The sequence below is a fragment of the Paenibacillus tundrae genome (genome assembly GCF_030812775.1).
Classification (GTDB): Bacteria; Bacillota; Bacilli; order Paenibacillales; family Paenibacillaceae; genus Paenibacillus; species Paenibacillus tundrae_A.
Window position 1 is genome coordinate 49,941 of sequence record NZ_JAUSTI010000022.1, and the last position, 25,854, is coordinate 75,794.

At 42.5% G+C, this 25,854-nt stretch carries 19 protein-coding genes, 11 tRNA genes, 1 rRNA gene and 1 riboswitch; of the genes, 4 read left to right on the forward strand and 27 right to left on the reverse strand.

Annotated features, from left to right (window positions below):
- Positions 1-65 precede the first annotated feature (65 nt).
- A riboswitch (SAM riboswitch) is annotated at positions 66-168 on the reverse strand.
- A 71-nt stretch (positions 169-239) separates the two neighbouring features.
- The 4 genes from J2T19_RS25315 to J2T19_RS25330 all read right to left on the reverse strand — a co-directional run bounded on the left by J2T19_RS25315 (position 240) and on the right by J2T19_RS25330 (position 5,554).
- A complete protein-coding gene (locus tag J2T19_RS25315) occupies positions 240-1,442 on the reverse strand; it encodes a Ger(x)C family spore germination protein (RefSeq protein ID WP_307220880.1) in 1,203 nt (400 codons plus the stop codon).
- Complete coding sequence (locus tag J2T19_RS25320; protein WP_307220882.1) at positions 1,439-2,545, reverse strand: GerAB/ArcD/ProY family transporter; 1,107 nt, start codon at positions 2,543-2,545, stop codon at positions 1,439-1,441. The genes J2T19_RS25315 and J2T19_RS25320 overlap by 4 nt, the downstream gene beginning before the upstream one ends.
- 32 nt (positions 2,546-2,577) lie before the next feature.
- Entirely contained in the window at positions 2,578-4,290 is a 1,713-nt protein-coding gene (locus J2T19_RS25325) for a spore germination protein (RefSeq protein ID WP_307220914.1), read from the reverse strand.
- A 361-nt stretch (positions 4,291-4,651) separates the two neighbouring features.
- Positions 4,652-5,554 carry a methyl-accepting chemotaxis protein gene (locus J2T19_RS25330; protein WP_307220884.1) on the reverse strand — a complete coding sequence of 301 codons (903 nt, stop codon included), beginning with the start codon at positions 5,552-5,554 and terminating at the stop codon, positions 4,652-4,654.
- Between the two features lie 367 nt (positions 5,555-5,921).
- Between J2T19_RS25330 and J2T19_RS25335 the strand changes: the two genes are divergently transcribed.
- Together J2T19_RS25335 and J2T19_RS25340 are read left to right on the forward strand one after the other, a co-directional pair.
- Entirely contained in the window at positions 5,922-7,121 is a 1,200-nt protein-coding gene (locus tag J2T19_RS25335; RefSeq protein ID WP_307220886.1) for a glycosyl hydrolase family 28-related protein, read from the forward strand.
- Between the two features lie 268 nt (positions 7,122-7,389).
- Positions 7,390-7,896, forward strand: coding sequence for a hypothetical protein (locus J2T19_RS25340; protein WP_307220889.1), 507 nt, complete (start codon positions 7,390-7,392; stop codon positions 7,894-7,896).
- Between the two features lie 145 nt (positions 7,897-8,041).
- Here J2T19_RS25340 and J2T19_RS25345 read toward each other — a convergent pair whose 3' ends face one another.
- Positions 8,042-9,229, reverse strand: coding sequence for a hypothetical protein (locus J2T19_RS25345; protein ID WP_307220891.1), 1,188 nt, complete (start codon positions 9,227-9,229; stop codon positions 8,042-8,044).
- Positions 9,230-9,504: 275 nt separating this feature from the next.
- A complete protein-coding gene (locus J2T19_RS25350) occupies positions 9,505-9,870 on the reverse strand; it encodes a helix-turn-helix domain-containing protein (protein WP_307220894.1) in 366 nt (121 codons plus the stop codon).
- 121 nt (positions 9,871-9,991) lie between these two features.
- Between J2T19_RS25350 and J2T19_RS25355 the strand changes: the two genes are divergently transcribed.
- On the forward strand, positions 9,992-10,642 hold the full coding sequence (locus J2T19_RS25355; protein WP_307220896.1) for a nitroreductase family protein: 651 nt from the start codon (positions 9,992-9,994) through the stop codon (positions 10,640-10,642).
- Between the two features lie 360 nt (positions 10,643-11,002).
- Here the strand turns inward: J2T19_RS25355 and J2T19_RS25360 are convergent, their stop codons facing one another.
- The 9 genes from J2T19_RS25360 to ppc all read right to left on the reverse strand — a co-directional run bounded on the left by J2T19_RS25360 (position 11,003) and on the right by ppc (position 23,504).
- Positions 11,003-12,010: a hypothetical protein gene (locus tag J2T19_RS25360; RefSeq protein ID WP_307220898.1), complete on the reverse strand. Its 1,008-nt coding sequence runs from the start codon at positions 12,008-12,010 to the stop codon at positions 11,003-11,005.
- A 135-nt stretch (positions 12,011-12,145) separates the two neighbouring features.
- Positions 12,146-13,978: a glutamine--fructose-6-phosphate transaminase (isomerizing) gene (gene glmS, locus J2T19_RS25365; RefSeq protein ID WP_145053501.1), complete on the reverse strand. Its 1,833-nt coding sequence runs from the start codon at positions 13,976-13,978 to the stop codon at positions 12,146-12,148.
- Between the two features lie 222 nt (positions 13,979-14,200).
- Entirely contained in the window at positions 14,201-14,395 is a 195-nt protein-coding gene (locus J2T19_RS25370; protein ID WP_307220901.1) for a hypothetical protein, read from the reverse strand.
- Positions 14,396-14,752: 357 nt separating this feature from the next.
- Positions 14,753-16,093 carry a phosphoglucosamine mutase gene (glmM, locus tag J2T19_RS25375; RefSeq protein WP_307220903.1) on the reverse strand — a complete coding sequence of 447 codons (1,341 nt, stop codon included), beginning with the start codon at positions 16,091-16,093 and terminating at the stop codon, positions 14,753-14,755.
- Between the two features lie 288 nt (positions 16,094-16,381).
- A complete protein-coding gene (locus J2T19_RS25380; RefSeq protein ID WP_307220905.1) occupies positions 16,382-17,869 on the reverse strand; it encodes a CdaR family protein in 1,488 nt (495 codons plus the stop codon).
- The gene (gene cdaA, locus J2T19_RS25385; RefSeq protein ID WP_145053495.1) at positions 17,862-18,701 is read right to left on the reverse strand and encodes a diadenylate cyclase CdaA; all 840 of its coding nucleotides are present in this window, start codon (positions 18,699-18,701) and stop codon (positions 17,862-17,864) included. The genes J2T19_RS25380 and cdaA overlap by 8 nt, the downstream gene beginning before the upstream one ends.
- Positions 18,702-19,126: 425 nt before the next feature.
- On the reverse strand, positions 19,127-19,741 hold the full coding sequence (locus J2T19_RS25390; RefSeq protein ID WP_145053493.1) for a zf-HC2 domain-containing protein: 615 nt from the start codon (positions 19,739-19,741) through the stop codon (positions 19,127-19,129).
- 134 nt (positions 19,742-19,875) lie between these two features.
- The gene (sigW, locus tag J2T19_RS25395) at positions 19,876-20,442 is read right to left on the reverse strand and encodes an RNA polymerase sigma factor SigW (RefSeq protein WP_307220908.1); all 567 of its coding nucleotides are present in this window, start codon (positions 20,440-20,442) and stop codon (positions 19,876-19,878) included.
- Between the two features lie 269 nt (positions 20,443-20,711).
- Positions 20,712-23,504 (reverse strand): phosphoenolpyruvate carboxylase, encoded by a 2,793-nt coding sequence (gene ppc, locus J2T19_RS25400; RefSeq protein WP_307220910.1) that lies wholly within the window; start codon positions 23,502-23,504, stop codon positions 20,712-20,714.
- Between the two features lie 640 nt (positions 23,505-24,144).
- Between ppc and J2T19_RS25405 the strand changes: the two genes are divergently transcribed.
- Positions 24,145-24,468, forward strand: coding sequence for a WGxxGxxG family protein (locus tag J2T19_RS25405; protein WP_307220912.1), 324 nt, complete (start codon positions 24,145-24,147; stop codon positions 24,466-24,468).
- A 298-nt stretch (positions 24,469-24,766) separates the two neighbouring features.
- Here J2T19_RS25405 and J2T19_RS25410 read toward each other — a convergent pair.
- From J2T19_RS25410 to rrf, 12 genes are all read right to left on the reverse strand, one after another.
- A tRNA-Gly gene (locus J2T19_RS25410) sits at positions 24,767-24,837 on the reverse strand.
- A 10-nt stretch (positions 24,838-24,847) separates the two neighbouring features.
- Positions 24,848-24,921 (reverse strand) — tRNA-Pro (locus J2T19_RS25415).
- 17 nt (positions 24,922-24,938) lie between these two features.
- Positions 24,939-25,015, reverse strand: a tRNA-Arg gene (locus J2T19_RS25420).
- Positions 25,016-25,020: 5 nt separating this feature from the next.
- Positions 25,021-25,095 (reverse strand) — tRNA-Gly (locus J2T19_RS25425).
- Positions 25,096-25,105: 10 nt separating this feature from the next.
- Positions 25,106-25,186 (reverse strand) — tRNA-Leu (locus J2T19_RS25430).
- A gap of 6 nt (positions 25,187-25,192) precedes the next feature.
- Positions 25,193-25,268, reverse strand: a tRNA-Lys gene (locus J2T19_RS25435).
- A gap of 9 nt (positions 25,269-25,277) precedes the next feature.
- Positions 25,278-25,352: transfer RNA gene (locus J2T19_RS25440), tRNA-Gln, on the reverse strand.
- 9 nt (positions 25,353-25,361) lie between these two features.
- Positions 25,362-25,437, reverse strand: a tRNA-Val gene (locus J2T19_RS25445).
- 7 nt (positions 25,438-25,444) lie between these two features.
- Positions 25,445-25,516: transfer RNA gene (locus J2T19_RS25450), tRNA-Glu, on the reverse strand.
- Positions 25,517-25,527: 11 nt separating this feature from the next.
- Positions 25,528-25,600 (reverse strand) — tRNA-Thr (locus J2T19_RS25455).
- A 3-nt stretch (positions 25,601-25,603) separates the two neighbouring features.
- Positions 25,604-25,679, reverse strand: a tRNA-Asn gene (locus tag J2T19_RS25460).
- Between the two features lie 83 nt (positions 25,680-25,762).
- Positions 25,763-25,854 (reverse strand): 5S ribosomal RNA (rrf, locus tag J2T19_RS25465); the annotation flags it as partial.

Sequence of the window (25,854 nt, forward strand, 5' to 3'; positions counted from 1 at the left end):
TACAGCCAAACAAAAAAACGCACTCTTCGTGAAGAGTGCGTCGTTACTGACAAATAAAAACAAGCGTCCTATCTATCAGGCTGTTCACCCGCTGGAATTAGCACAGTATCCTTCAGATCTGTTGCTGAGGCTTCGCAGGGCCAGTCCCTCCACCTCTCTGGATAAGAAAATGATTTTTTACTAATATAGCGATCTATCATGAATGTGTCAACATTTAGTTAGAAAATGCATCTTCTTGACTACTCTGTGGAAGAACCTGGACTTGTAATATTAATCTTCACCTTATACGTAATTGGCACGGTGCTGAAGACTTCATCCCAGTCATCCTTGACCTTTTTCCACACTTTCGGATATTTAATCCGTAAGCTATCTCGAAAATCGGCAACGTCTACTTTGTAGGTATGTTGAAGTTTATGGAGCACCTGATCAATTTGTTGTTCGGCCATATCCGTGAAATTTTTCTCTAGCTCTCTCAGGTAGGCTCCCTTCTCTTCTTTTTCAGGCGCACGCCAATCCTCCATCAGCCAACCTTCAGATTCGGCCTTCACATCAAATGAGATATTGTTACCCACCACTTTAGGTGTGATTTTGGTTTTTTTCTTCTTGATTTCATATAACACAGTGAAGCCTTGTTTGTTATATGTCTTAATGACACCACCACGTTCTTTGGCCATTAGCCAAGCTAACCCTTCTAAATCAGTTTGGTTAAGCTCACCAATAAATTTGGTGGTATCCCCCTTAAAAATGCTAGCTCCTGAGAACTTATCCTCCCCTTTAAAACTAAGCACATTCTGTAACAAAAAGCTGGAACCAGATTGCATCTGTGCATCTAATTTGGTTAACGGAACAGGCTCTAAAATTTTGTTAGACAAGTACGAGTTATTGCTGATCCCCGTGAGGTAAAAAGCTGGAATACGGGAAGGATCGTCTGAAGTGAGCACATCAATAGCTCGTCGATGGCTAACCAATACCAGGCAGTTTGGACGTATATCATTATCCCGCAGTACAAAATCGAGCAGTTGATCCAGACCATACGTTTTGGCGATATCCTTCGATATCACAATGACCTTCAGATGATGTCCGATGAGTGGACGATCTCGTCGTAATGCAAACTGACGAAAGATCTGCAGCATCGAGTCCCCTGTCAGCTGTTCATTGGAATAAGAAGTTTTACCCGCAGCAGGAGAGCCCGATTGACCACTTTTTTGACCACTCGCATATCCTGGAGCAATCTGAACCGTTGCCGTCACCACTTTCTGCTTCGCATAATCTCCCCCTTGAGCTGCGACATTCTTCTCAAACTCTGTCTCTTTGGCGACATCAATACCTAGCCCTACATATAGACTTAGCTCTTCAATCTCTCTACTGCTCCAGCAACCGGATATCATTAACAGAATGCATAAGCTAGTGATTGTACGTACAAGCATACGAAATTGCCTCATGCATGTTTGCCTCCTTTTTTGCGAATCAGACTTAACACCAGCAATACCAGAGGTAAGATAGCAAACAACACTACAGATACATTGCCCAGCATATCCCCTAGTGCAAAGGTCTGATCCACATTTTTGGGCATCAATGCTGTAATATAAATAATCGGAAGCAGTACATACATAATAACTGGCATTTTCTTCACACGAAATAAATCCCGAATCCCCACCGAAGCACAGTAATGGGTAATGACTGTTGTTGAGAAGATCTGCATAATCCAGATAGCGAGCAATAAGGATTCGAAACGCTCAAATACTAGACCTTGGATCTCGAAGCTCCTCACCAAATCTAGCGTAGGCCATGTTCTTGTTTTGATCCCATCCAGCGACAAACTACCCACAACCATAACAACAGTGATCAAATAAACAATAGTAGAAGTCATCAATCCCCAGGTCATCGCTTTATTACTTTTTTGGGGATTATGCATATAAGCGGTTATGACCAGCATCACCTCGTAACCGGTATAAGACAGTAAGGAGGGTTTCAATCCTTTAAGAACGGGCATGATCCCCTCTCCAAGTACGGGTCGCAGGTTGCCAATCTCGAATAACTGATTACTAAGCAGAATTTCGATCACAAAAATAATCAACGTAATGGGCAATATAATCTCAAACACACGTATAATTACAGCAAGTCCTCCAGTGATCAGATAGATACCTATCCACATAAATACCATCACGATCGCCCATGTAGGTGTACGTTCAAGCAAGTACATTCCGGTTACATCCGCCATAACTCTGATTTCAAAAGCAGAAATAACTGTGAAATACAGAATCATAGCACATCCCAATATGTAAGCAATCCAGCTGCCCGTGATCTCACGAGTAAACTGGAAGACGGTCTTCCCTGGAAAGCGACGACACAAAGTGACCAGGATAATGCCAATGCCCGTGACAATCAACCCAGCCAAAATAATGGAAATCCAGACATCTGGTGTTCCAACAGCTTTACTCGTCGTTCGAGGTAACGTCAAGATCCCAGCACCTAGCATGTAATTGACAATGATTACAACGGCCTGCGTCGTCGTGACTTTGCCTAGAGGGCTATCTTCATTCAATGTATTTCACCTCCAGCCCTTTGTAAGATAACTCATTTTTTACGATCCTCATCTGTTGGATTATTCATGATGGGACGTTTACGCATCATGTTGAGCGGGGCACGGATGAAGAAATCCTTCCATTCACCCAGGTGATACGGAACCGCTGGCGCAACATAAGGTACGCCGAAGCTTGAAAGCCGTGACAGATGTGTACACACGAGCAAAAAGAACATAACCACTCCGAATAATCCAAGTACAGCTGCGCTAAACATGGCCGCAAACCTTAGAATCCGTAATGTTAAACCGGCGCTGTACACAGGAATCGTAAAGGAAGATATCGCCGTTACCGCCACGACAATAACGAGGAACTGACTTATAATCCCCGCCTGTACGGCAGCTTGACCAATGATTAGACCTCCTACGATACCCATCGCAGGCCCAATCGGTTTAGGCAGACGAATTCCAGCTTCCCTTAGAATCTCAATAGAGAGTTCCATGATTAATACTTCAATCAGGGAAGGGAACGGTACTCCTGTTCGTGTCTCAATTATCGTCAATACCAGCTTGGTTGGTATAAGCCCGGGATGGAATGAAATAAAAGAAATGTAGAGAGCAGGAGCAAGCAAAGCTAGCATAGCGGACATAAAACGCAGCATTCTTAGAAAAGTGCCCGGAATCCAGCGCTCGTAATAATCCTCAGGCGATTGCAGCAGCATGCTAAAGGTTACAGGTACAACGAGTACAAAGGGTGTCCCATCCAGCAGGATAGCTACCCTTCCCTCTAGTAAGGCGCCCATTACCCGGTCAGGTCTTTCCGTATTCAGAATCTGTTGAAAAGGACTAAGGGTGCTGTCTTCTATAAGTTGTTCCACATAACCCGATTCGAGCATATCATCCATATCCATCTCTTGAATTCGCTTCTGTACTTCAGCTACAAGCTTAGGATCAGCAATATCCTGAATATAAGCAATCGCCAGATCTTTTTTGACACGTGTGCCTACTTCAAATTTTTGAATAAACAAACTCTGATTACTGCCATGGCGACGCAAAATCCCTGTATTATCGCTTAACTCCTCTGTAAAGCCGATTCGTGGACCGCGAAGTAAACCTTCGGATAAGGGTTCATCTACACCACGCGTTTTCCCCTTAGCCGTTCCGATTAACATCGCTCCAGGTAGTCCATCCACCAACAATGCATTTTTGCCTAGCAGTACACCAACAGACAGTTCCTGAAGTGATGACGTCTCCTGCACTTGGCTTACAGGAAGCAGTTGCTCCTTCAAATACGACGCCAGAAAGTCAGCGTTATTTTGTTGCACGAATTCCCCCTGAGTCTGCTCAGGCACCCCTTCTAACATCAAGGACTTGATAAGGTATTCGTCCATTAAATTCATATCTGTGAGACCTTCGGTAAACATTACGGCAGCCCTTGTATTGGTACCTCTAATCGTGAACTCCCGAAGATGCACATCTGCATTTTTACCAAAGGTTTCTTTGATACTAATTAGATCCGTATGGTAGTTACCGGTTATTTTAATATTGGCATAGTGCCCTGTCTCCGTTCCGCTCCCTACTCCTGCGGCGGCTGGTGAGATATCCTTTGGGGATACCGACGGTTTATTGGAGCGAGTAAAGCTACCACGCTTGATCGAAGTATTAATCCAACGTGTAGTCAGGGTAATGCCAATGGGAATGATAATGACCAAGAAGGCCTGAATCCATACTGACCATTCGGGCACATAGGAAACAATGGTAGACCACATATTCTCACCCCAACATTTCTCTGCATGATAAGCTGCAGGTATTCGAAAGTATTGTGTCCACGTTTTCACACAAACATTCCCGTTTTTGTAAACCTACTTATAGTGAAGCAATATTGTATAACTTCAAAGCTTACGGATGAGCATCACGACAAGATCAAAATGAGGATGATGAAAAAGAAAAGTGTACTGTCTCGTCTCGCTCGACTAATAATACACAGCAAAAAACGGCTCCCCTCAAGGAACCGCATCCATTATTCTAACCATATATATTTATGAAATTAACCTATGTAGCTCAATGGCATGCCAGAAATGCCAGATATAACATGATTAAATCTGCAATCGGACATTTCTTTGCGATGCATCACACGATTTTGGTTACTTGCTGTGCCTTGGCATCGAGTAACTGAGCAGATGCAGCAATCGACGTAAAGTCATTCAAAGCGATCCCAATTCGCTCTTTACTCTGCTCCACGTATTCCTCAACTTTTTGTGTTCCGCCTGCGATATTTCCAATCTCTTTGGTAATGCCGGTAATGCTATCACGAATTTCATTAATCGAATTCTCTACAATCTCGGATAGCTTCTTCACTTCTTTGGCAACGATATCGAACCCTCGGCCATACTCCCCAGCGTGTGCAGCCTCGATCGCTGCATTCAGAGCGAGTAGCTGTGTTTGTGATGCAATTTCACGGATCGTCTGAACTACCCCTTGAATCGATCCCGCCTGTTCCTGCAAATGAGTCAACGTCGTGCGGTTATGAGCAGACACCTCTGAAATATAAGAAATGCTGGACATTAGTTCCTGACTACGTCCGATGCCCCCATCTGCCTGCTCGCTCAGCTCATGTGACATCGTCTTTAATTCATGAACGACTGACGATATATTGTTCTGGCGATTTGTGATATCGGTCGCTATTTTGGATACACCGAGTATTTTCTGATTATTCTCATCATAAACAGGCATATACGTAGCCTCAAGCCACACGGAGTTGCCATTTGCATCCTTACGTTCTACCTTATCCTGAAAGCTCACCCCACTGAAAATACTCCCCCAGAAGGCTTCGTATTCCACACTGTTCACAAAGCTTCCAAAGCAAAGTTGTTCATGTTGCATGCCGTACATCTCTTCTTTTTGATAGCCCATCGTTGTGGCAAATACATCATTCACATACGTAACCTTGCGTTTCATATCGAATCGAATAATCGCCAAACTCTTCTCCATCGCTTGGATCACTAACTCATCCGTCACAACATCTTTTTTCATCACATCAACTATAGACACGCATATCCCCCACTCTAATCCCATGATAGAAACCTCTTGCAATAACAGACAAAGGCTAAAATAACACTTCATATAATATGTATATCCATTAATTTAAGATAACTATATTAATGATACCCGGATTCGGGACTTTTGGATCACGTATTCACCTGATTTCATAACAATTTTTTTATGAACAGAAGATCGATATCGAACATAAAAGATCATTGGCTTGATCATACAATAGCATTTCGTTTTGTACCAATACTTTAATTCGCTCATCCTCTTAAATAATGTAGGTTAATAACCGACAATAAAAAAAGGGGATTTTTGTGATAAATCTCACTTATTGGTCAGGGGGAATAGGTATATGTTTAAAGGTTTAAAGAACAAGGTTCGTCTTAGCCTACTGCTTCTTGTCGCTACTGCCTTTGTTATTCAAGAGGCTACAGTCGGAACGACCGTGGTTCAAGCAGCAGACAATGTGATTAAAGCAACCGATTTTGGGGTTAAAGCCAATTCAAAAAACGCCCAAACGAAGGAAATTCAAAATGCATTGAAGTATTTCTATGATCGAGGAATGGAAGGAACCGTTTATTTTCCAAAAGGTACATACTATGTCGATGAGTCTATTCGTTTATATACCGGAGTTAGTCTGACCGGTGATGGAATTGGGCAAACCATTTTCAAAAAAACAGGCTCTTCTAGCCAATATGTCATTGGTAATCCGATTCTCCGTAATCAATCCAATCGGATCAACGTGAGAATCTCCAATCTGACCATTGATGCCGATCGTGAAAATCGGGAAGCTCGCGGTGTTAGTCAGGTAGGTGGAATTATTATTGATATTCCTGTCTCTCACCTCACACTTGACCAGATCGAGATCCGAGATACAACTATAGGAGCCTTGTTACGTAGAACGAAAGATTCCGAGATCACCAACAGTCGCTTTGACCGCAACAATGGACATGCCATTGCAACAGGGCACGAAAGCTTCCCAGCTGGTGAGTTTAGCAACGTGCAAATTATAAACAATCAAATTACAAATTCGGGCGGCGGTAGTGGAATTAACCTGTCTCGTGCAACCAATACCACCGTGTCCGGCAATCAGATCATTAACCGTACCCACCAATCAGACGGCTATGCTGGTATTCGTATCCCTAATGACGGTGCCAACAACACCATTACAAACAATGTAATCGAAAACTACCCACGGGGTATCTTTGTACTAACAGGAGCAACTGGAAATAACGTATACGGAAATACAATCAAAAACGCGTCTCTTCAAGGTCTCTTAGTGCAGGCAAGTGGTAATACCTTTACAGACAATAAATTTATCCAAACGAACACTTCGCTTAAACCAGATGCTGTTATTCGTCTAGACGGCTCCAACCAGAACAAAGTGATTGGTAATGAGATGACAACCCACTCCGGTTTCTCCATAACCGGTATACGTCTTACCAACTCTAGCTCAAATGAAATTAAGAACAATATTACCGATACCTCAGGCAAGTCTATCAGTATTGAGGGTGGAAGTGGAAACGTGAATACAGGCAACCGTAATCGCTAAGAGAAAGACGCCATTCAGAGAGACATTTAGTAAACAGAGAGCAGAGATTAACCAAAGAGTACGACCAAAACATTAGAACATGCATCAGATCCTGAAGTGAATAGCGAATAGCGTGAACAATAAGTAACTTATCTCAAAATCCCCCTGTGCTACCTTTACGGAAGAAGGGGGATTTTTTATTGTTTTCATTTGGTGAATTCATTGATAACAATAATATAAGTATCAAATATGGTAAAATTAAACTATACATATAAGGGGGGAGATTATAATGACACTCCGGTTAAAGGGGACTTTACTTACTATGCTCATCGTACTGCTTACCATCGCCACAGGATGCGACAATTCGAAAGAGGTGAACCAAGCAATTCAAGCCGGCGAAACCTACAAAAATGTGGAGTACACCGTTACTTATCAAGAGGATATTTTCTCAGAAGAGTCGATCCTTGAACGGAATAAATTAATTAAGCCATTTCTTACAGACGAGTATTATTCCAAAGCCGAGCTTAATCGTTATACAACGTTGCCCTTTCTTATTGTACAGAAGCAGCAGTTATCCCTAAAACCCGAAAATCTTGCATTCGAACCATTGAACCAGCCAACTGAAAATACGTACGATCTGCATTATACATTAGACTTTGTATTGTTTGACCAGGATGAGAACGAGGTTAAACGGGTTCCGAGCAAAGGGTTACTCACGATGATGAAAGTGGATGATAAATGGCTCGTACAAGCCGATGAGCCCGATTGGAAAGTCTCTGCGGAACTTAGTCAATGAAGATATAGAAGTTAAGTTACTTTTCAGTGTTTCATATAATAGATTTGCCAAGTGTGTAGACCACAAAGAGCCCCTTAGGGGCTCTTTGTCTATATATTAATAATAAATCTTACACTCCTAGCTTCAAAGATGATTTTTTATCCTACTATAGTTTGAAATTGAAAGATGTAGGCTTTATTTTCATAATTAATCCATTAGCAGAAAGTTCGAATAGCAGATCAATATTTTCACCTTTCCAATATTCTCTAACATAGACCAGATAATTCCCCTCTTCTCCTAAAACCGGAACGGAGAGATCATACCCAAAAAAGTCCTGAGGCTGCTTATCTCGATACGTCTCATGCTTCAACTGTTTATGTTGGATGTCAACTGATTTACTAACAAAATTTGTATATGTTTCGAATGAAAATAATTTCAGAAATTCTTCAGCATCTTTTACTGAAACTGTCGCCTTCGATTTAGTCATAACTTCATAGTATTGATTGACAGTTTTGATTAGAAGTTTATCATTTGCATCAATATCATTTTCAAGGTTATATAATTTTTGATAATCCGAGTTCTCTTTCCTAAACGTTTGAATATTTATTAACTTATCAATAGGGTAATAAATTGCCCTTCTCGAATTTATATCGTATCCAATAAAAAAATCAGTTGAAATATCTAACTTTATATATTCAGCTTTTGACCCATCTTCTTTTGTAATTTGGGCATATTCTAAATTTTCCTTTTGATTCTTATACCCATTGAAAATGCTAACCTGTGTATTTAATCCGAATAAATAGATACATAAAATAAGGATCAAAATAGAGAACCAGAAGGATACTCCAGTGACAGCTTTTGAATGTCCTTTTATTTCTGCGATCTTCAATTGTATTTTTATAGATATAAGAGTAATGTTTATATGCAATGAAAATAATAATATGTACACAAATATTGTTGAGGCGATTGGTAATTCAGCACTCATTGAAGAATAAGTAATAGCCCCATCTACTGATAATAGTAATACATAATATATTATAACAACCCAAGTTGTTGGATATTTCTTAAATTTAATTACAGAAAATTCAGCTACCTTTGTAACATTAACTCCAGAGATGAAATAAGCACTCAAAATCGGAAAGACTAATATAAAAAAGCAAATGTACAACCCATTGAATAGATACAAATTGAACGATACAGGAACAACTGACAAAAAACCTCTAAAAATAAAATTATCAGATACAAATGGTGAAAAAATGCCTTGAATGTAAATAAACCCAATGAAATAAACTAAAAAAGGAATATACCACATCTCTTTTGCAATATTAAAAACCTTCTTTAAGCTGTCTGACATATAACCCCTCCTTTAATCTTATCGGTATAATTTTCTGGAATTTTTACAGTTAAATTTACAAAAGGTGAGAACTACTATAAGAAAAGTCCTCTGCAAAGATCTTAATTTAAATTAAAAAAATCTAAGCTTGCTTTAAAGTATTATTTACAAATCATTAATTTAAATGGAATCAACATAATTTAAATTTTTTTATTTTTGAAGAAGTAAATTAGGCAAATCCAGCTAGCAAAATAACAAAAATATGAAGTAGACTGTTTCGCTTCACATGCCTACCGTTAGCATTTCCCAAAGCCATCCTCGCACGTAATGTTTGATCTAAGAATATCGTTAAGACTTTGTTTCGCATGTTCTAACTTGAGCTGAGCCTCTTCGATTTCAGATATTTTCCCCTGAATAATAGTACTTTGTTCGTTTTCGGAGAACCCATTCTTCGAGATCATGCACTCTATATCCTGAATCGTAAATCCAACGGCCAAGCATTGCTTAACAACTTCCAAGTGCTGAATGATACCTGGGGTGTATATCCGATAATTATTCTGGTCTCTCAGTACGTACTCCTCGGTAATAATGCCAACCTTCTCATAGTAACGAAGCGTTGATATGGGAAGGTTGATTCGTTTAGATACTTCATTAATTTTCACTTGAGTCAGCCTCATTTCATTTGCTTGCTATAAAGTATACTTCATAGTTTAGACTCCTCATAGTGAGATGAATAACAAAGTAACCGCCTCACTATTATGCGTATAGAGGAGAGAAACCTACATGAATACAACGACTGACCACTTTAGCAAAACCAATGATTTTAATTCGATCGTTCTAGAACGTCGTTCAGTGAAAGAATACGATCCCGAAGTAAAAATTAGCCGCGAAGAAATGATGGAAATCTTGTCGAAGGCTTCCCGCGCTCCATCTGCGATCAACATGCAGCCATGGCGTTTCCTCGTTATCGACAGTGCTGAAGGGAAACAAAAAATGGCACCCCTAGCCTCATTTAACCAGACGCAGGCCCTAACCTCTTCGGCTCTTATTGCCGTATTCTATGATGCTCACAACATCGAATACATGGAAGAGATTTTCAGTGAATCTGTGGAGCTTGGTTATATGCCGCAAGAGATCAAGGAGATGCAGATCGGGCAGGCAAAACCGTATTATGATAGTCTAAGCGCATCTGATCTGCGTGATATCAACCTGATTGACTCTGGACTCATTGCCATGCAGCTCATGCTTGTAGCCCGTGCTCATGGTTACGACACCAACCCTATGGCTGGTTATGATAAAGATCAGATCGCCGAAGTCTTTGGCCTAGATAAAGGCAGATTCCAGCCTGTCATGCTGATCTCCATCGGTAAAGCAGCCAAAGCAGGTTATCCTTCCTATCGCCTCCCGGTTGATACGATTACAACTTGGGCTTGATAAATCAGGTCTGCTCCTTTCTTAAAAAAGCTCCTTATAACAAATCGTTATAAGGAGCTTTTCGTTATATACCTACATGGTATGAGCAACTCTTAGTCGGCTCGCATTTTTATGTGCAGAAAATAAAGTTGTTTAATCTACTTATCTATAACCAACTCTTTTTAATCGATCGTCTATCAGAAGCCGAAAATAAATTGATGTTCAAGGATTGTTTTCTATCCAATGAAACGATTTACACCATCACTAGAATTTACATCTTGAATTGTACCACGACTTAAAAAGGTCAAACTCTCCTTGGCCTTACCTTTCTTAATGTACTGAGAGATTTTGCTTCAGTCCAACCGGTTTGACGTTTTAGCATTATATCACCTCGTAATCATTATTTAATACGATTACTCCGTCTATTCCTATTGAATATTTCTCATTATTTTGATCTAATTCATATGTATTTAGTATAGAATTTATATCTTCGTTAATACCTATTAAATCTTCTTCTCTTGGTGTTTCAATTACTAGCTTAGGCTTTAGTATCTGATAAATATCTTCTAACAGACCAATTGAACAATTAAACATTTTAAGATTAATCACCCTAAACTTTACATTAGGAATCCTACTTATCTCTACGAGATTAGAATTCTCTATTGTCAGGAAGTTAATAAGATGCAGGTAATGTTTATATACCATTTCATTTCCTTGAACCTTAATTAATTTTTGATTTTCTTCAATTGGATCAATAATATGTTGAATTATCTCATTATTCATATCAGGGTGAGTCGCTATTATAAGTTTCTTCAAATTTGCTCCATTAAAAGTTTGTGTCACTCCAGCTACCGTATAATTAATCTGAAGTATTGCATTTAATTGACTTTCAGCTTTAATTATTTTTGTATTATCAAAGTAATTAGATCTTAATGTTGACCCCTTAGCTTCAACTAAATAAGATTGTCTTGTTCTTAAGTCTACTCCCCAAAGATCCGGGTTCTTTAAATCTCCTGATCTTGAGGTAAAACCTATTCCTGGACTCTTTAAATGCTCTAAATGTCTAATATTGTACATTTTTTGCATATGAATTTGAGCAAAGACCATCCCTATAAAATAAGCTACAGTTACTCTTTCACTCATCTCTAAATCATTAACATTTTTAATTGTGAAGATAGAATTTGTATCTATAAAAGCAAGCATAGTAGAGATTTTCCACTCTAAAAGTTCTCTACTCAGATTAAGGTGTGCTTTAGGAGCTAAGCCTACAGTTATTGCACCTCGTACTAATGTGAGTTTATTAGCCGTTAAAATTTGATTAGCCGTATGCATAGGGCGTCTGTCTCTATAGGCTACTACATTAGCGTAATTACTATATTTAATCCCCATCATTATCCCCCTAAAAAAAATAAAATAAAAATACCCGTTCGCTTTTTGATTATAAGCGAACGGGTAAAAATTAATCAAATATCTACACAACTTTATAATTCAAAAACAAAAGATTCCCTTTAAATTTGGCATAAATTACTCAACTGTTACACTCTTCGCCAGGTTACGTGGTTTATCCACATCGTGACCCAGTGCAAGCGATGCATAGTATGCAAGCAATTGCAGCGCTACAACGGACAGAGCTGGGCTCAGCAATGGCAACGTCTTAGGAATAGCAAATGCTTGATCCACGGATTTCAGCAAGCTTGCTACGTGCTCTTCATACGTAATTGCCAGTACATCTGCGCCACGCGCTTTAACTTCCTTGATGTTGCTCACGGTTTTCTCAAGCACATTCTCCTGTGTTGCCAGAGCAATAACAGGAATACCGTCCTCGATCAATGCGAGTGTACCATGCTTCAACTCACCCGCCGCATAAGCTTCGGAGTGGATGTAGGAGATCTCTTTCAGTTTCAACGAACCTTCTTGTGCTACAGCGTAGTCCAAACCACGGCCGATGAAGAAGAGATGTTGATGTTTGGAGATTTGCTCTGCATATCCTTTGATTGCATCAGCTTGCTCCAACATGGATTCTACTTGCTCAGGCAGAGCTTGCATTGCAGCAAGCATGTGCTCGATTTCTTCTGCTGTTTGTGTACCACGTACTTGTGCCAGATACAGACCAAGCAGGTTGAACGCAATCAGTTGTGATGTGTATGCTTTCGTGGAAGCTACCGCGATTTCCGGTCCTGCCAACGTTGCAATAACATCATTTGCATCACGAGCGATGGAGCTGCCCACAACGTTTGTTACTGCCAACACATGTGCGCCATTGGACTGTGCTTCACGCAGTGCAGCAAGTGTATCCGCAGTTTCACCAGATTGGCTTACTACGATTACAAGGGTATCTTTGTTCACGATTGGTGAACGATAACGGTACTCCGAAGCAACGTCTGTTTCTACCGGAATACGTACCAATTGCTCAATAATTGTACGTCCAACCAGACCTGCATGGTATGCAGTACCACAAGCGATGATCTGAATGTTACGGATATTTTTAATTTGCTCTTCAGTCATGTTCAGCTCAGGCAACTGAACTTTTTTGCCTTCATTGTCGATGCGACCCAGCATTGTATCACGATATGCTTTTGGTTGCTCATGAATTTCTTTGAGCATGAAGTGCTCGAATCCGCCTTTTTCTGCGGTTACAGCATCCCAATCGACATGAATCATTTCCCGAGAAATAAAATTGCCCTCAATCGTCATCAATTCGACAGCATCATGTGTCAATACAGCCATCTCACCATCGTTCAGGATATACACGTTACGTGTATGCTCCAGAATCGCTGGGATATCGGAACCGATAAAGTTCTCGCCTTCACCAACACCGATAATCAATGGGCTAGCTTGACGCACAGCTACGAGTTTCTCTGGCTCATACTCAGTCAGTACACCCAGAGCGAATGCCCCACGCATCAACGTGATTACTTTTTGCACTGCTTTAACGATATCGCCATCGTACTCACGTGCAATCAAGTGGGAGATAACTTCCGTATCCGTCTCTGAAGTGAATGTGTGGCCTTCTGCCATCAATTCATCCTTCAGCTCCAAGTAGTTCTCAATAATACCGTTGTGAACAACAGAGAACTTCTGGCTCTCATCCGTGTGTGGGTGGGAGTTTTCATCCGAAGGTTTACCATGAGTTGCCCAACGTGTATGTCCGATTCCAGCATTACCTACCAGCGGTGCACCTTCCAGTTTAGCTTCAAGGTTCGCAAGACGTCCAAGCGCTTTGGTGATTTGCAGACCTTCTGGTGTAAATACAGCAATACCCGCTGAATCATAACCACGATACTCGAGCTTCTTCAGACCTTCGACCAATACCGATTGAGTGTTCTTATTACCAATATATCCAACAATACCGCACATAATTTAAGTTCCTCCGTTTGTATATGAATACTGTGTCACGAAGAGAGACTAGTTGGCGCGGCATAGCGGAAAAATGAATGATTGCCTAACGGTTCATGAATACTCGCTACTTATTCAATTATCAATGATCAGAGCAGCCTCTTGCCGCTCCGCTGTCATCATAAGCTGGTATGAATGTTATAAATGCAATCATGAATGTACATCATTTTCCCGTGCGCGCACCTATAGTGCTCTTCGTGCACATTCATTTGTATTTTTAAAAGTTGTATCTTGCACCCACCGACGCGTTGTGTGGACAGTCACCCATCCATTTTCCGCAAAATCCGGTTTACGGCTCTGATGCATCACCGGGAGGTCCCCGCCGAACAATCCGAACACCTCCACCTCGTCAGCTTGATTGCCGTCGATCTTGCTCAACCATATCTTATGCTCAACCTAGATATAGTGACGCAAGATGCTTCCCGCGCAACTTCAAGCTCTGGCGCTTGTGTAACTGGTACCTTACGATCCTCACTTTCTGTGTCTGAATGACGACTCCACTCATTATATGCACGTCAGGTTCATTTTGCAATGGAGCAAAGTACCTGTGACAATTTCAGCATATTTACCCACATCCTTGACCGGACAAACAGACCGATGGTCTCACCAGTTCAGGATGTGAGTTTATGAATGTACTACTCTATTTTTTTCACGACAGAGACGATCCTTCGGGACTATACGCTCAGATCCATATATTGATCCAAATAATCCCTCCAATTATCGTTTCACGATGAATTATACTAATTCTTTCTGTACGACATCAGCAATTTGAGCTACAAATTGCTCCAGTTCTACCTTATCCGGCCCTTCCGCCATGACACGAATCAGTGACTCGGTACCTGAGGCACGTACGAGTACGCGGCCGTTATCGCCAAGCTGTTTCTCAACAACGGCAATAGCTTCCCCAATTGCGGTATTGCCTTCATATTTACTCTTATCCTGAACACGTACATTAACCAATACCTGTGGGTACTGCGTCATGAGAGATTTCAGTTCGCTCAGTTTCTTGCCAGATGCCTTCAAAGTATCCACGAGTTGAATCGCAGTCAGCATGCCGTCACCCGTTGTATTGTAGTCCAGGAAAATAACATGACCAGATTGCTCTCCGCCTAGGTTATACCCACCGCGACGCATCTCCTCCATGACATATCGGTCACCTACTGCCGTCTTAGCTGTTTTGAGTGCCAGCTTCTCTGTTGCTTTGTAGAACCCGATATTACTCATTACGGTAGATACAACAGTACTATCCTTCAGTTTGCCGGCACGGTTCATCGCATCCCCACAGATACACAGGATGAAGTCCCCATCGACTTCTGCACCTGTCTCATCAATAGCAATCAGTCGATCCGCATCTCCGTCAAAAGCAAGACCCAGGTCTGCCTGATGTTTCAGCACCTCTTGTTTCAACTGCTCAGGATGTGTAGATCCACATTGCTCATTAATATTCAGGCCGTTAGGCTCAGCACCAATCGCAATGACTTCTGCACCTAGTTCACTGAACAATTTCGGTGCCAGTTCATAGGCAGCTCCGTTCGCACAGTCGAGCACAACTTTGAGTCCAGAGAACGATTCATTAACGGTTGTTTTCAAGAAATCCAAATAACGGAATCTAGACTGTTCATCAACAGTCACCGTACCTAGACCACCACCTACAGGACGTGGCAATTGGTCTGTCTCCGCATCCATTAGTTCTTCAATCCGGTTTTCTGTCTCGTCCGACAGCTTGAAACCATCTCCACCAAAGAACTTAATTCCGTTATCCTCAACCGGATTGTGTGAAGCAGAGATCATAACACCCGCATCAGCTTTCAATACACGTGTAAGATATGCTACACCGGGAGTGGATACAACACCGATTCGAATGACATCTGCACCCATGGACAACAGACCTGCCACAAGTGCAGATTCAAGCATGAGACCCGAGATTCGAGTATCCATACCAATGACTACTTTCGGTCTTTCCACGCCACCTGCAAGTACGTAACCCCCACAACGTCCAATGCTATACGCAAGTTCTGCTGTTAGTTCTTTATTAGCAACCCCTCTTACACCGTCTGTACCAAAATATTTCCCCATGATCTAACTCCTTTTATTCGCATCATATAAGAGCATAAAATGTAATAGAGTTTGTTCAAAAAGTCCGCTTTTGATTGCGAAGGATGCCTCGGCATCTCAGCGTCAAATATGAAATTCATCCGAAATAAGTGGATGCTTACGAAGTTTGTTTCTTTCAGAAACAATGTAATTGCTCACGTAGCTTAATCTACGCTCCGCTACTCTATTTCTAGCTTCATCCCATCTTCTCGGTACTGAAAACCGACCTTTTTGAACACGCACTAATATTCAAATTGACGATTCGAATCCCTATGGATTCGATCCACTACTATTTGCGTTACTATTGCTATTTGTATTTCCCCGATTCGGTACGTTGCCTTGTGGAGTCTGCTCCTGTGTTTCCGTATTCGATTCGGTTTCTTCCTCTTCAGGAGCTGGCTCCGTATTACCGTTCTCCACTTCTGCAGGTGAAGGCTCCGGTCCCACCGTATCTTCGTCCGTAGCATCCTCGCTAGGAGGAACTGTGGTTTCATCCGCGTTTTCCGTAATTTTGACCGTGGCACTCAAATCATTGGATGTTTCATCGAGTTCGGCAAATCGTGGCAAATCGGCGGTCACCTGTACCTCGTGATTACCCACTGCTAAACCATGAAGATCTGCGGACAGCTTGATATCATCGCTGCTCAAACCTTCGAGCATACTTGAAGAACCCTTGAGTGTGATGTTGAGCCCACCACTCTTGGGTGTAACCAATTCACTTTCCAATCCGTTTCCGATCCCCGTGAGGGTTATCGGTACGTTAGGAAAGACTTTGGTCGTCTCTTCTTTTTCATCGTATGGCGCTACAGTTACCTTAAGCTGAATCGAACTAGGCTCGATTTTCTCAAAACCAGGAGGCGGCGTCAAGTCCAGGTTAACTGTCGATTCCCCGGCTTGTTCAAACTGAGTAAGATCCAGGGTTAGTTGGTCGTAGGACCGGATACCCGCAAGCGCCTCCTCTGTTCCGTAAACCGAGACTTCTTTCACGTTAGGTTCTACCTTAGACAGTACCAATCCTTCCGGCAGTTGTCCCGAGTATTTGAGCCTCAAGGGTATAGATGTATAGGGCTGATTAACCGGAACTCGCACTTCCACCGTTTCCGGTGAGATAACTGCATTATCAATTACCTTGCCTTCTGCATCATATGCTTGAAGCTTCACTTTTTTCTGTGTTATATCATCCTTCGCATCCTTCACGCTCACACTGCCCTGAACCTTCGCTACAGCCTCCAATTGCCCTTCGGGGAGAGTTACCTTAACTGCGCCTGAAGGTTCAACCACAGGCGTTCCAGCAGTGTATCCAGCGGACGGTTCTCCTTCGGGTACAATATTCACATTGAAGGATTTGGTGCCCAGTTTTTCCACGTTCACCGTGACCATTGAAGGCTCCATACTGACGACCTCAACGCCGGATGGCAGATCGGGTACAAGTGGTAATGTATTCGAGCCATCCTTCACTTCGCTGAGATCTACAAGCACTTTGTAATCATCATTCGTAAAAATAGAGGTCAACATAGAACGCTGTCCTTTGATCTCTAAACGAACCTCATCCGTACTTAAGGATGTAAGTACATACGAATTGCTGTCTAGTCCATAAGGCTGGACAGGCACTGTACGCTCCACAATACGACTTGTTGACCCTGTTGCAATAGTCGGCGTAGTTGGAACCTCGTCGAGATGAATCATGAACCAGAGCAGTAAACTGACCGCTAGGGCAAGAATTTTCGCAAAGTTATTGTTATTGAACCATTTATCCATTGTTACGTCCCCCCTTCCGTTTCCAGAAGGTAGTCCAGCTATTCTTTTTATTCAGATTGGATGTGGGGCGCAGCTCCTCATACAGTTTCGCAATGAGTGATTCTTCCTTGATGTCACGCACCACTTGTCCATTCATTGCCAGCGATACTTGGCCAGTCTCCTCAGAGACAACCAAACATACGGCATCTGCAACTTCGGTAATACCGATCGCTGCACGGTGACGTGTACCCAGTTCTTTGCTGATAAACGGATTCTCGGATAAAGGCAAATAGCAGGCTGCCGCGGAGATCTGTTTACCCTGAATAATGACCGCACCATCATGTAATGGTGTATTTGGAATAAAGATATTAATCATCAGCTCCGAGCTGACGAGAGATTGCATCTGGATACCTGATTCGGTGTAATCATTGAGACCGGTTTCCCGTTCAAATACAACAAGTGCACCAATTTTACGTCGTGACAAATAATTGACAGACTTAATAATCTCACCGATTAACACGGTTAATTCTTCATCACTTGCTGCCGCTGAACGTCCAAATAGCTTACCTCGTCCCAATTGCTCCAGACCACGACGAAGCTCCGGTTGGAAGATAATAAACACCGCAACGACACCAAACGTAAACATCTGGTTCATCAACCACTTGAGTGTATACAGGTTCAGCCACGTGCTTAGAGCCCAGATCAGCACAAGGAATAGAATCCCTTTGAGAAGCTGAACCGCACGCGTACCCCGTACAAGCAGAATCAGTTTGTACATAATATAGGTAACAATCAATATATCGATAACGTCCTTAATGGACTCTTTCCACGTTAAGTCAGCAAAATAATTCATAAGCCAGCCCCCGCTATCCCCATTGATGAGTAAAACCCTGATCTCATATTAACCCATTAGGATTTTAAGTAATCCTTTATCTCTGCACTTTGCAATATTCCGTCCGTTCGCTCCAAGTATTGAAGTGACTTGTCAGAAGTGCACTAATTCCACTAACGCTTAGTTGAATGCACATACCAGATCTAGCTCTGGCTAATGGAGAGGCGTTCTTAGGATTTATGCAAGTGCTTATCTATATGTAGTAGTATGTTCTCTTTAGTATCTAGGTTATAACGTTCACGTTCAGGTTGCAAGTTACGGGGTCACAAACTTTACATAAACCATGTAAATTCAACCAGTAACAGTTCATTCATATAAAAAAAGAGTACCCCATGCAATCTTGAGGTACCCTGCTTGGTATTTACCATTGAAGAATTCACCCTGTTCTAGCGGTAAGCTACTTCGTTCACCATATTGGTTATTTTGTACCAGAACCAATCTAGCGCCTGATCGATACTTTTTACCTGACCAGAGATATGCGCTGTTGATGCCTGAAACAATTGTCCGTCGATGATCGTCAAATTGCCGTCTACGTCACCGTATACCTGGGCGGTTCCATTCTCTATAGTAAGATCGCCCGCAATTGACTTGCCTTCCGGAATAATAACCGTGTTTCCTTCAATGACGATCTGATCCAGATTATTCCCTTTAACGACCATTTCGTTATTCTGATCCCAGAAACTCCAAGCACTAAAGAGCATCACGACCAAAAAGAAGGCTGCCGCCGTCAGCGCGGGATGTCCTTTGACCCATTTGAGCCAAAACTGCTGTTTCTTGGGCTGGGGCAGAGCGTTCATAATTCGATTGGTCAGCTCATCCGAGGCAGACGGTGAATAATGTTTCATGGCAAAAAGGAGCATTTCCGTCTGTTCTAACTCTTTAAACCGCATGCGACACTCCGGACACGTTACAAGATGACCTTTCAGTTCAATCTTCTGTGCCGGGGACAACGACTCATCCAAACATTCATGCATTAAAGAGACGGCCGAGTTGCAATCCATATGAGAGCCAATCCTTTCTTCAATCACTTAGTCCTTGCATCTGTAAAAAAGCATACATAAGACTTGCATACATTACATACGCATCCGTTTCGGATATGTTTCAAATAATTTCGCCCAAAATTTGAAATGAGCCATTACAGCTTATATTCTAGTTTTTTGCGTAAAAAATCACGACCACGGTGTACACGTGTTTTGATCGTTGTTACGGGCATGCCCGTGACATCACTGATTTCCTGTAACGACAAGTCCTGTAAATATCTTAAAATCATCACTGATTTATATTTGGCGGGTAAACTGTCAATGGCCTCACGAATGAGTGTTTGCGTTTCTGACAATAGCGCTTCGCTCTCAGGAGTACGATCATCACTTGGGAGCATCGCATAACCGTCAGATCCTTCCTGATCATTCAGCTCCGCATCCAAGGAGTAAGAAGGCTTCTTCCTACGCAGCCGGTCGATACACAAGTTCGTCGCGATCCGGTAGATCCAGGTGGAAAACTTCTGATTCGGATCATATTTTTCCATATTTCGAAACACACGCAAAAACGTCTCCTGTACAACGTCTTCAGCCTCATGACGGTTGTTCAGCATCCGGTATGCCAAATGAAACAGTTTGTCCTTATATAATTCAGCGATCTCTGCAAAGGCTCGCTGATCACCCTTAAGCACCAGCTTTAATAGCCTGTTCTCTAAATTGTCCACCTCTAATTCCCCCAGACATGCTGATGGGTCTTCCGCCTTCTGATACCCGTCCACACTTGTGATTCACCAATCAAATCGTAAATCAACTTTGGTCAAAAATCAAGACTGTGCCACAAAATATCGGCCAAAAACAGTAAAAACGGGAACTCCATTTGGAGTCCCGTCTTATCTCTCGCTGAAACTGAAGAGAGAATGCTTTATTTTACTGTACATACATACGCAGTTTTGAATGAATAGCTCATTCCAAAATGATACTCTAACTTGCTATATCAGCCTGTGTTCCGGAGACCTGCAGCAATACCATTAATGGTAAGCAACACTTCACGAAGCAACTCTGTGTCATCTTCGCCACGCTCACGCATATCTCTCAGTTCACTTAGGAGCTGTACTTGCATATAGGACAATGGGTCCACATATGGGTTACGTAGCCTAATGGATTCTTGGATAACTGGTACGTCATTCAGAATCTCAGTCTCACCCGTAATCTTCAAGATAAGCTCTTTCGTCAGCTTAAACTCTGTCTCGATCTGGCCATAGATGCGATCCCGTGCTTCTTTGTTGGATGTCATCGCAGAGTATTCCTTGGCAATAACAAGGTCTGCTTTGGCAACCGCCATTTGAACCGTATCAATCAATGTACGGAAGAATGGGAAGTTTGCATACATTTCTTTCAGAACAGCAAGGTTTTCCTCTTTATCCTGATAGAAACTTTGTAGTCCCGTTCCTGCCGCATACCATGCCGGGAGCAAATAACGACTTTGAGTCCAAGCGAATACCCAAGGGATTGCTCTAAGATCCTCAAATTTATCGCTATTTTTCCGTTTGGATGGACGAGAACCAATGTTAAGCTCACCCACCTCAGGTAATGGTGTTGATTCCTTGAAGAAGCTGAAGAAATCTGGATCACGGAAAATAAGATCTTGATATTTCGTCAGTGACACTTCAGAGATCTCTCTAATGATGTTATCCCACTGCTGTTCAGATACCGATTCTTGTGGCTCCAAACCGTTGAGTGCAGCCGTAATCAGTGCCGAAGTCGCCTGTTCTAAACTGCGGTATGCAATCCCTTGCAGGGAGTAACGTGACGAGATAACCTCGCCCTGCTCCGTGATCTTAATGCCGCCCCCAATGGTGTGTGGTGGTTGAGCCAAGATACTACGGTTGAGTGGCATACCTCCACGTCCTAGAGCACCTCCACGTCCGTGGAAGAATTTCAGTTTGACGCCGTGTTCGTTACCTACTGCCGTAATCGCGTTCATTGCAACGCGCAACTCCCAGTTCGCAGTAACTACTCCGCCATCCTTATTACTGTCTGAGTATCCAAGCATGATCTCATGCAGTTCATTTCGGGCGCTTACGCTTGCGCGGTATACCGGAAGATTGAACAACTTCTGCATGATCTCGGAAGCAGCGTGAAGGTCATCGATTGTTTCAAACAAAGGAACTGCCTGAAGCGTAGATTCGATTTCTCCATTTGGCCCTTTACGGAACAAGCCTACTTCTTTTGCGAATACCATTACCTCGAGAAGATCACTTGCACCTTGCGTCATACTGATGAGGTAACTTGTGATACAGTTTGCACCGTATTCGTTTTGAGCCCGTTTAATTGTACGGAAGACATCCAGACATTCCTTCGTTCCCTCACTGTATTGGTGATAAGGGGAAGTCAGTGGCCGTGGATCTTCCAGCAATCGAGCAAGCAAATCGATTTTCCCATCCTCTGTGAGGCGAGCATAATCTTCTACAATGTTCATTTTAGCCAAAATTTCTGACATCGCATTTTCATGCTCTTTGCTATGTTGACGTACATCAAGTGCAGCCGTGTGGAAACCGAACAACTCAACTTGGCGAATCATTTTGCGAATCGTTGTGTCTGCCACATAATCTGCGAAGTGATGACGCAGGCTGCGATCAATAATCATTAGATCATCAATTAGATCCTGAGCCCCACTATAGCGATCTGGCTGCCCTTCTTTATTTTCATCAAGCACATTATTTAATTTAGCAATCATATAGGCAAGTTTGATACGATAAGGCTCTTTCTCATTGCGCCATATATCCACTTTCTTCAATGTGACACAGTTGCGATCTTGCTCGATCGACTGCACCAGCTCATCGGAAACATGAATAATATTGGTGCTGAAGCTGAGATGTCCCATCAATTCAATCATAATCCGCTGATACTCACGCAAAGCGAGCTTGCGCTGCATCAGTAGCGTTTGCCATGTTACCTCTGAAGTTACCGAAGGATTTCCGTCCCGGTCTCCACCAATCCAGGAACCGAAGCGCAAATACGTCGGCACATGCCAGTCATGGTCAGGGTAAAATTTATTCAGGCAGCGTTCAAGCTCCTGATATACGTCCGGAAGTACGTGGAACAACGTTTCATGAAAGTAATACATCCCGTTCCGTACTTCATCCAGTACAGTCGGTTTGCGGTCACGGAGTTCGTCTGTTTGCCAGAGGGTAATAACCTCATTCAACAGCTTCTCCCGCAACTGCTCACGTTCACGCAACGTTAGCGTAGGATTATCAAGAAGCATGACATCTTCTGATATCCGTTTGTGGATGTCCAGAATCACTCGGCGCATTGCCTCAGTTGGATGAGCAGTCATCACCAGTTCTAGTGACAATTCATCTAGAATCTCTTCTACTTCCTTATGAGACAACCCACGTTCTTTTAGATCCTGTACGGCTTTCTCAATGGATCCTGGCTGTACAGTATCTCCTGCTGAGCGTTCATAATCCCTTTTACGCCGGATCCGATGGTTTTGTTCAGCAATGTTAACTAATTGAAAATAAATTGCAAAAGCTCGAATAACCTGGTGGCGATTCTCCGAGTCTAATTCCTGGATCATCGTTTTGAACTCTGTATACAGTTCTGGCAAAAATTCTGCACGTAACGATTTGCTCGTTTCCCGAATCTTCTCAACGATATCGAGAAGTTCAGTGCCCCCTTGGTGGACTAGAACTTCTCCGAGTATGTTACCCAGGAACCGCACGTCTCTCCGAAGCAGATTGTTCGATTGGCTTTTGCTGGCGGTTACCATAGTTTCAGTCATGCTTATCCTCCCATCTGATCGTTCGCATTCGTACACGAAAATTTGACACCTTCATAACATCATACAATAAAATGGTACGAAAATCTTTATTTTTCTACTAGTAAAAATGGGGATTAACCCCGATTTTGATCATAAAAACACGCTTTATTATGCATTTCCTTGTTCTGCTTCAATTAATGGACAATAGCTGTTGCATGATACCTTTTTCACGTACTATTCATACCATTCAAAACTTATACCTATACTTTAAAATTCATAAATATACAGTCTAGATGATGTGAATATGGGTACATACGAAAAGTATCAAAACACTACTATTGTATTGTATAAGCAAGATGCTGCACAAAGAAACATGACCGGCAAAGCAAGCTTTTGTATACTTTATCACAGTGACGCAATAAATTCTAGATTTTTTTTAACTTTCCTTTCTGTTTATTACGCCACGGGAGCACCTACAAGCATTATTTGGAACAAACAGCTCCTAATCAAATAAATACGTGATCTAACAGGTACTATCTTAACTTAACCAAATTCTCCACAAAAAATGGTTTTTATTAACGTGTGAAAATCCTACATAATACAGGGCTTCCTTTGGGGATATTAAACTCGCAGCACATAACTGAAGGGAGGATTCATTATCATGAAAAAGGTATGCACAATCGTTGCTTCTGTTGCACTAGCGGTGTCACTTGCGGGATCTGCGTCTGCACACACAGCAACAAACAACATGAACCACAGCACTAAGCAGACTACAGAGTATGAGAACAGCAACTACAGAAACAACAATTACACGAATCCTAATGCTAACAACGTTGGCAATGGTGATTATCGTACCAACAGCATTCGTACAAATGCTGCAACAACAGACCGTGACAGAGGAATGGATTGGGGCTGGCTTGGTCTGCTTGGACTTCTAGGGTTGGCAGGCATGCGTAAAAGAGCAACTGATCACGACCACCGTTAAAATAAACGGCTCAATACTGTGGTAACGTTATACATTGTCTAGACCATTCATCTTCATGAGCGTATGCTCGAAGTGTAATGACTGCTGCATCCACTTAAATGAGATGAGTGTAACAGAAGCCCTTTCTTTAATAAGAGAGGGCTTCTGTCTGTTATAACTAACTTGGATTCAAAGACGAGGATATACATAAGTCGAAGTTCAAAAAACCAAAAACTTCAGAGCCTTAATAATACTCAATAAATAATTAAAACTAGAACAAAAAAAGCCCTGCAGATGCAGGACTTTTCTTTCATATTTAAGCGGGTGATGGGAATCGAACCCACGCTATTAGCTTGGAAGGCTAAAGTTCTACCATTGAACTACACCCGCATACCATAAATCGGGATGACACGATTTGAACATGCGACCCCCTGGTCCCAAACCAGGTGCTCTACCAAGCTGAGCTACATCCCGATATTCAAAAAAAATAATGGCGCGCCCTGAGAGATTCGAACTCCCGGCCTTTTGATTCGTAGTCAAACGCTCTATCCAGCTGAGCTAAGGGCGCAAATATGGAGCGGAAGACGGGAATCGAACCCGCGACCCTCGCCTTGGCAAGGCGATGCTCTACCGCTGAGCCACTTCCGCAAATAAAGGATGCGCGTGGAGGGACTTGAACCCCCACGTCAAAGACGCTAGATCCTAAGTCTAGTGCGTCTGCCAATTCCGCCACACGCGCATATAATGGTGAGTCATGAAGGGCTCGAACCTTCGACACCCTGATTAAAAGTCAGGTGCTCTACCAACTGAGCTAATGACTCATAATAAAATGGCTGGGGATATAGGATTTGAACCTATGCATGACGGAGTCAAAGTCCGTTGCCTTACCGCTTGGCTAATCCCCAATAACTAAATGGTGGAGGCTGAGGGGATCGAACCCCCGACCCTCTGCTTGTAAGGCAGATGCTCTCCCAGCTGAGCTAAGCCTCCATCTATATGACCCGTAGGGGATTCGAACCCCTGTTACCTCCGTGAAAGGGAGGTGTCTTAACCCCTTGACCAACGGGCCTCACTTACCAAAGCTCTCAACCGGGATCGAACCGGTGACCTCATCCTTACCATGGATGCACTCTACCTACTGAGCTATGAGAGCAAATGGCTCCCCGAACAGGGCTCGAACCTGTGACAACTCGATTAACAGTCGAGTGCTCTACCAACTGAGCTATCAGGGAATGTTATGCATTTGCATGAGCAAATGCAATTCATCGTACAAATCCACATGCAGAGCCTGTTTCTATGTATGATGAAAGAGTTCGCTTGGCGGCGTCCTACTCTCCCAGGACCCTGCGGTCCAAGTACCATCGGCGCTAGAGGGCTTAACGGTCGTGTTCGGGATGGGTACGTGTG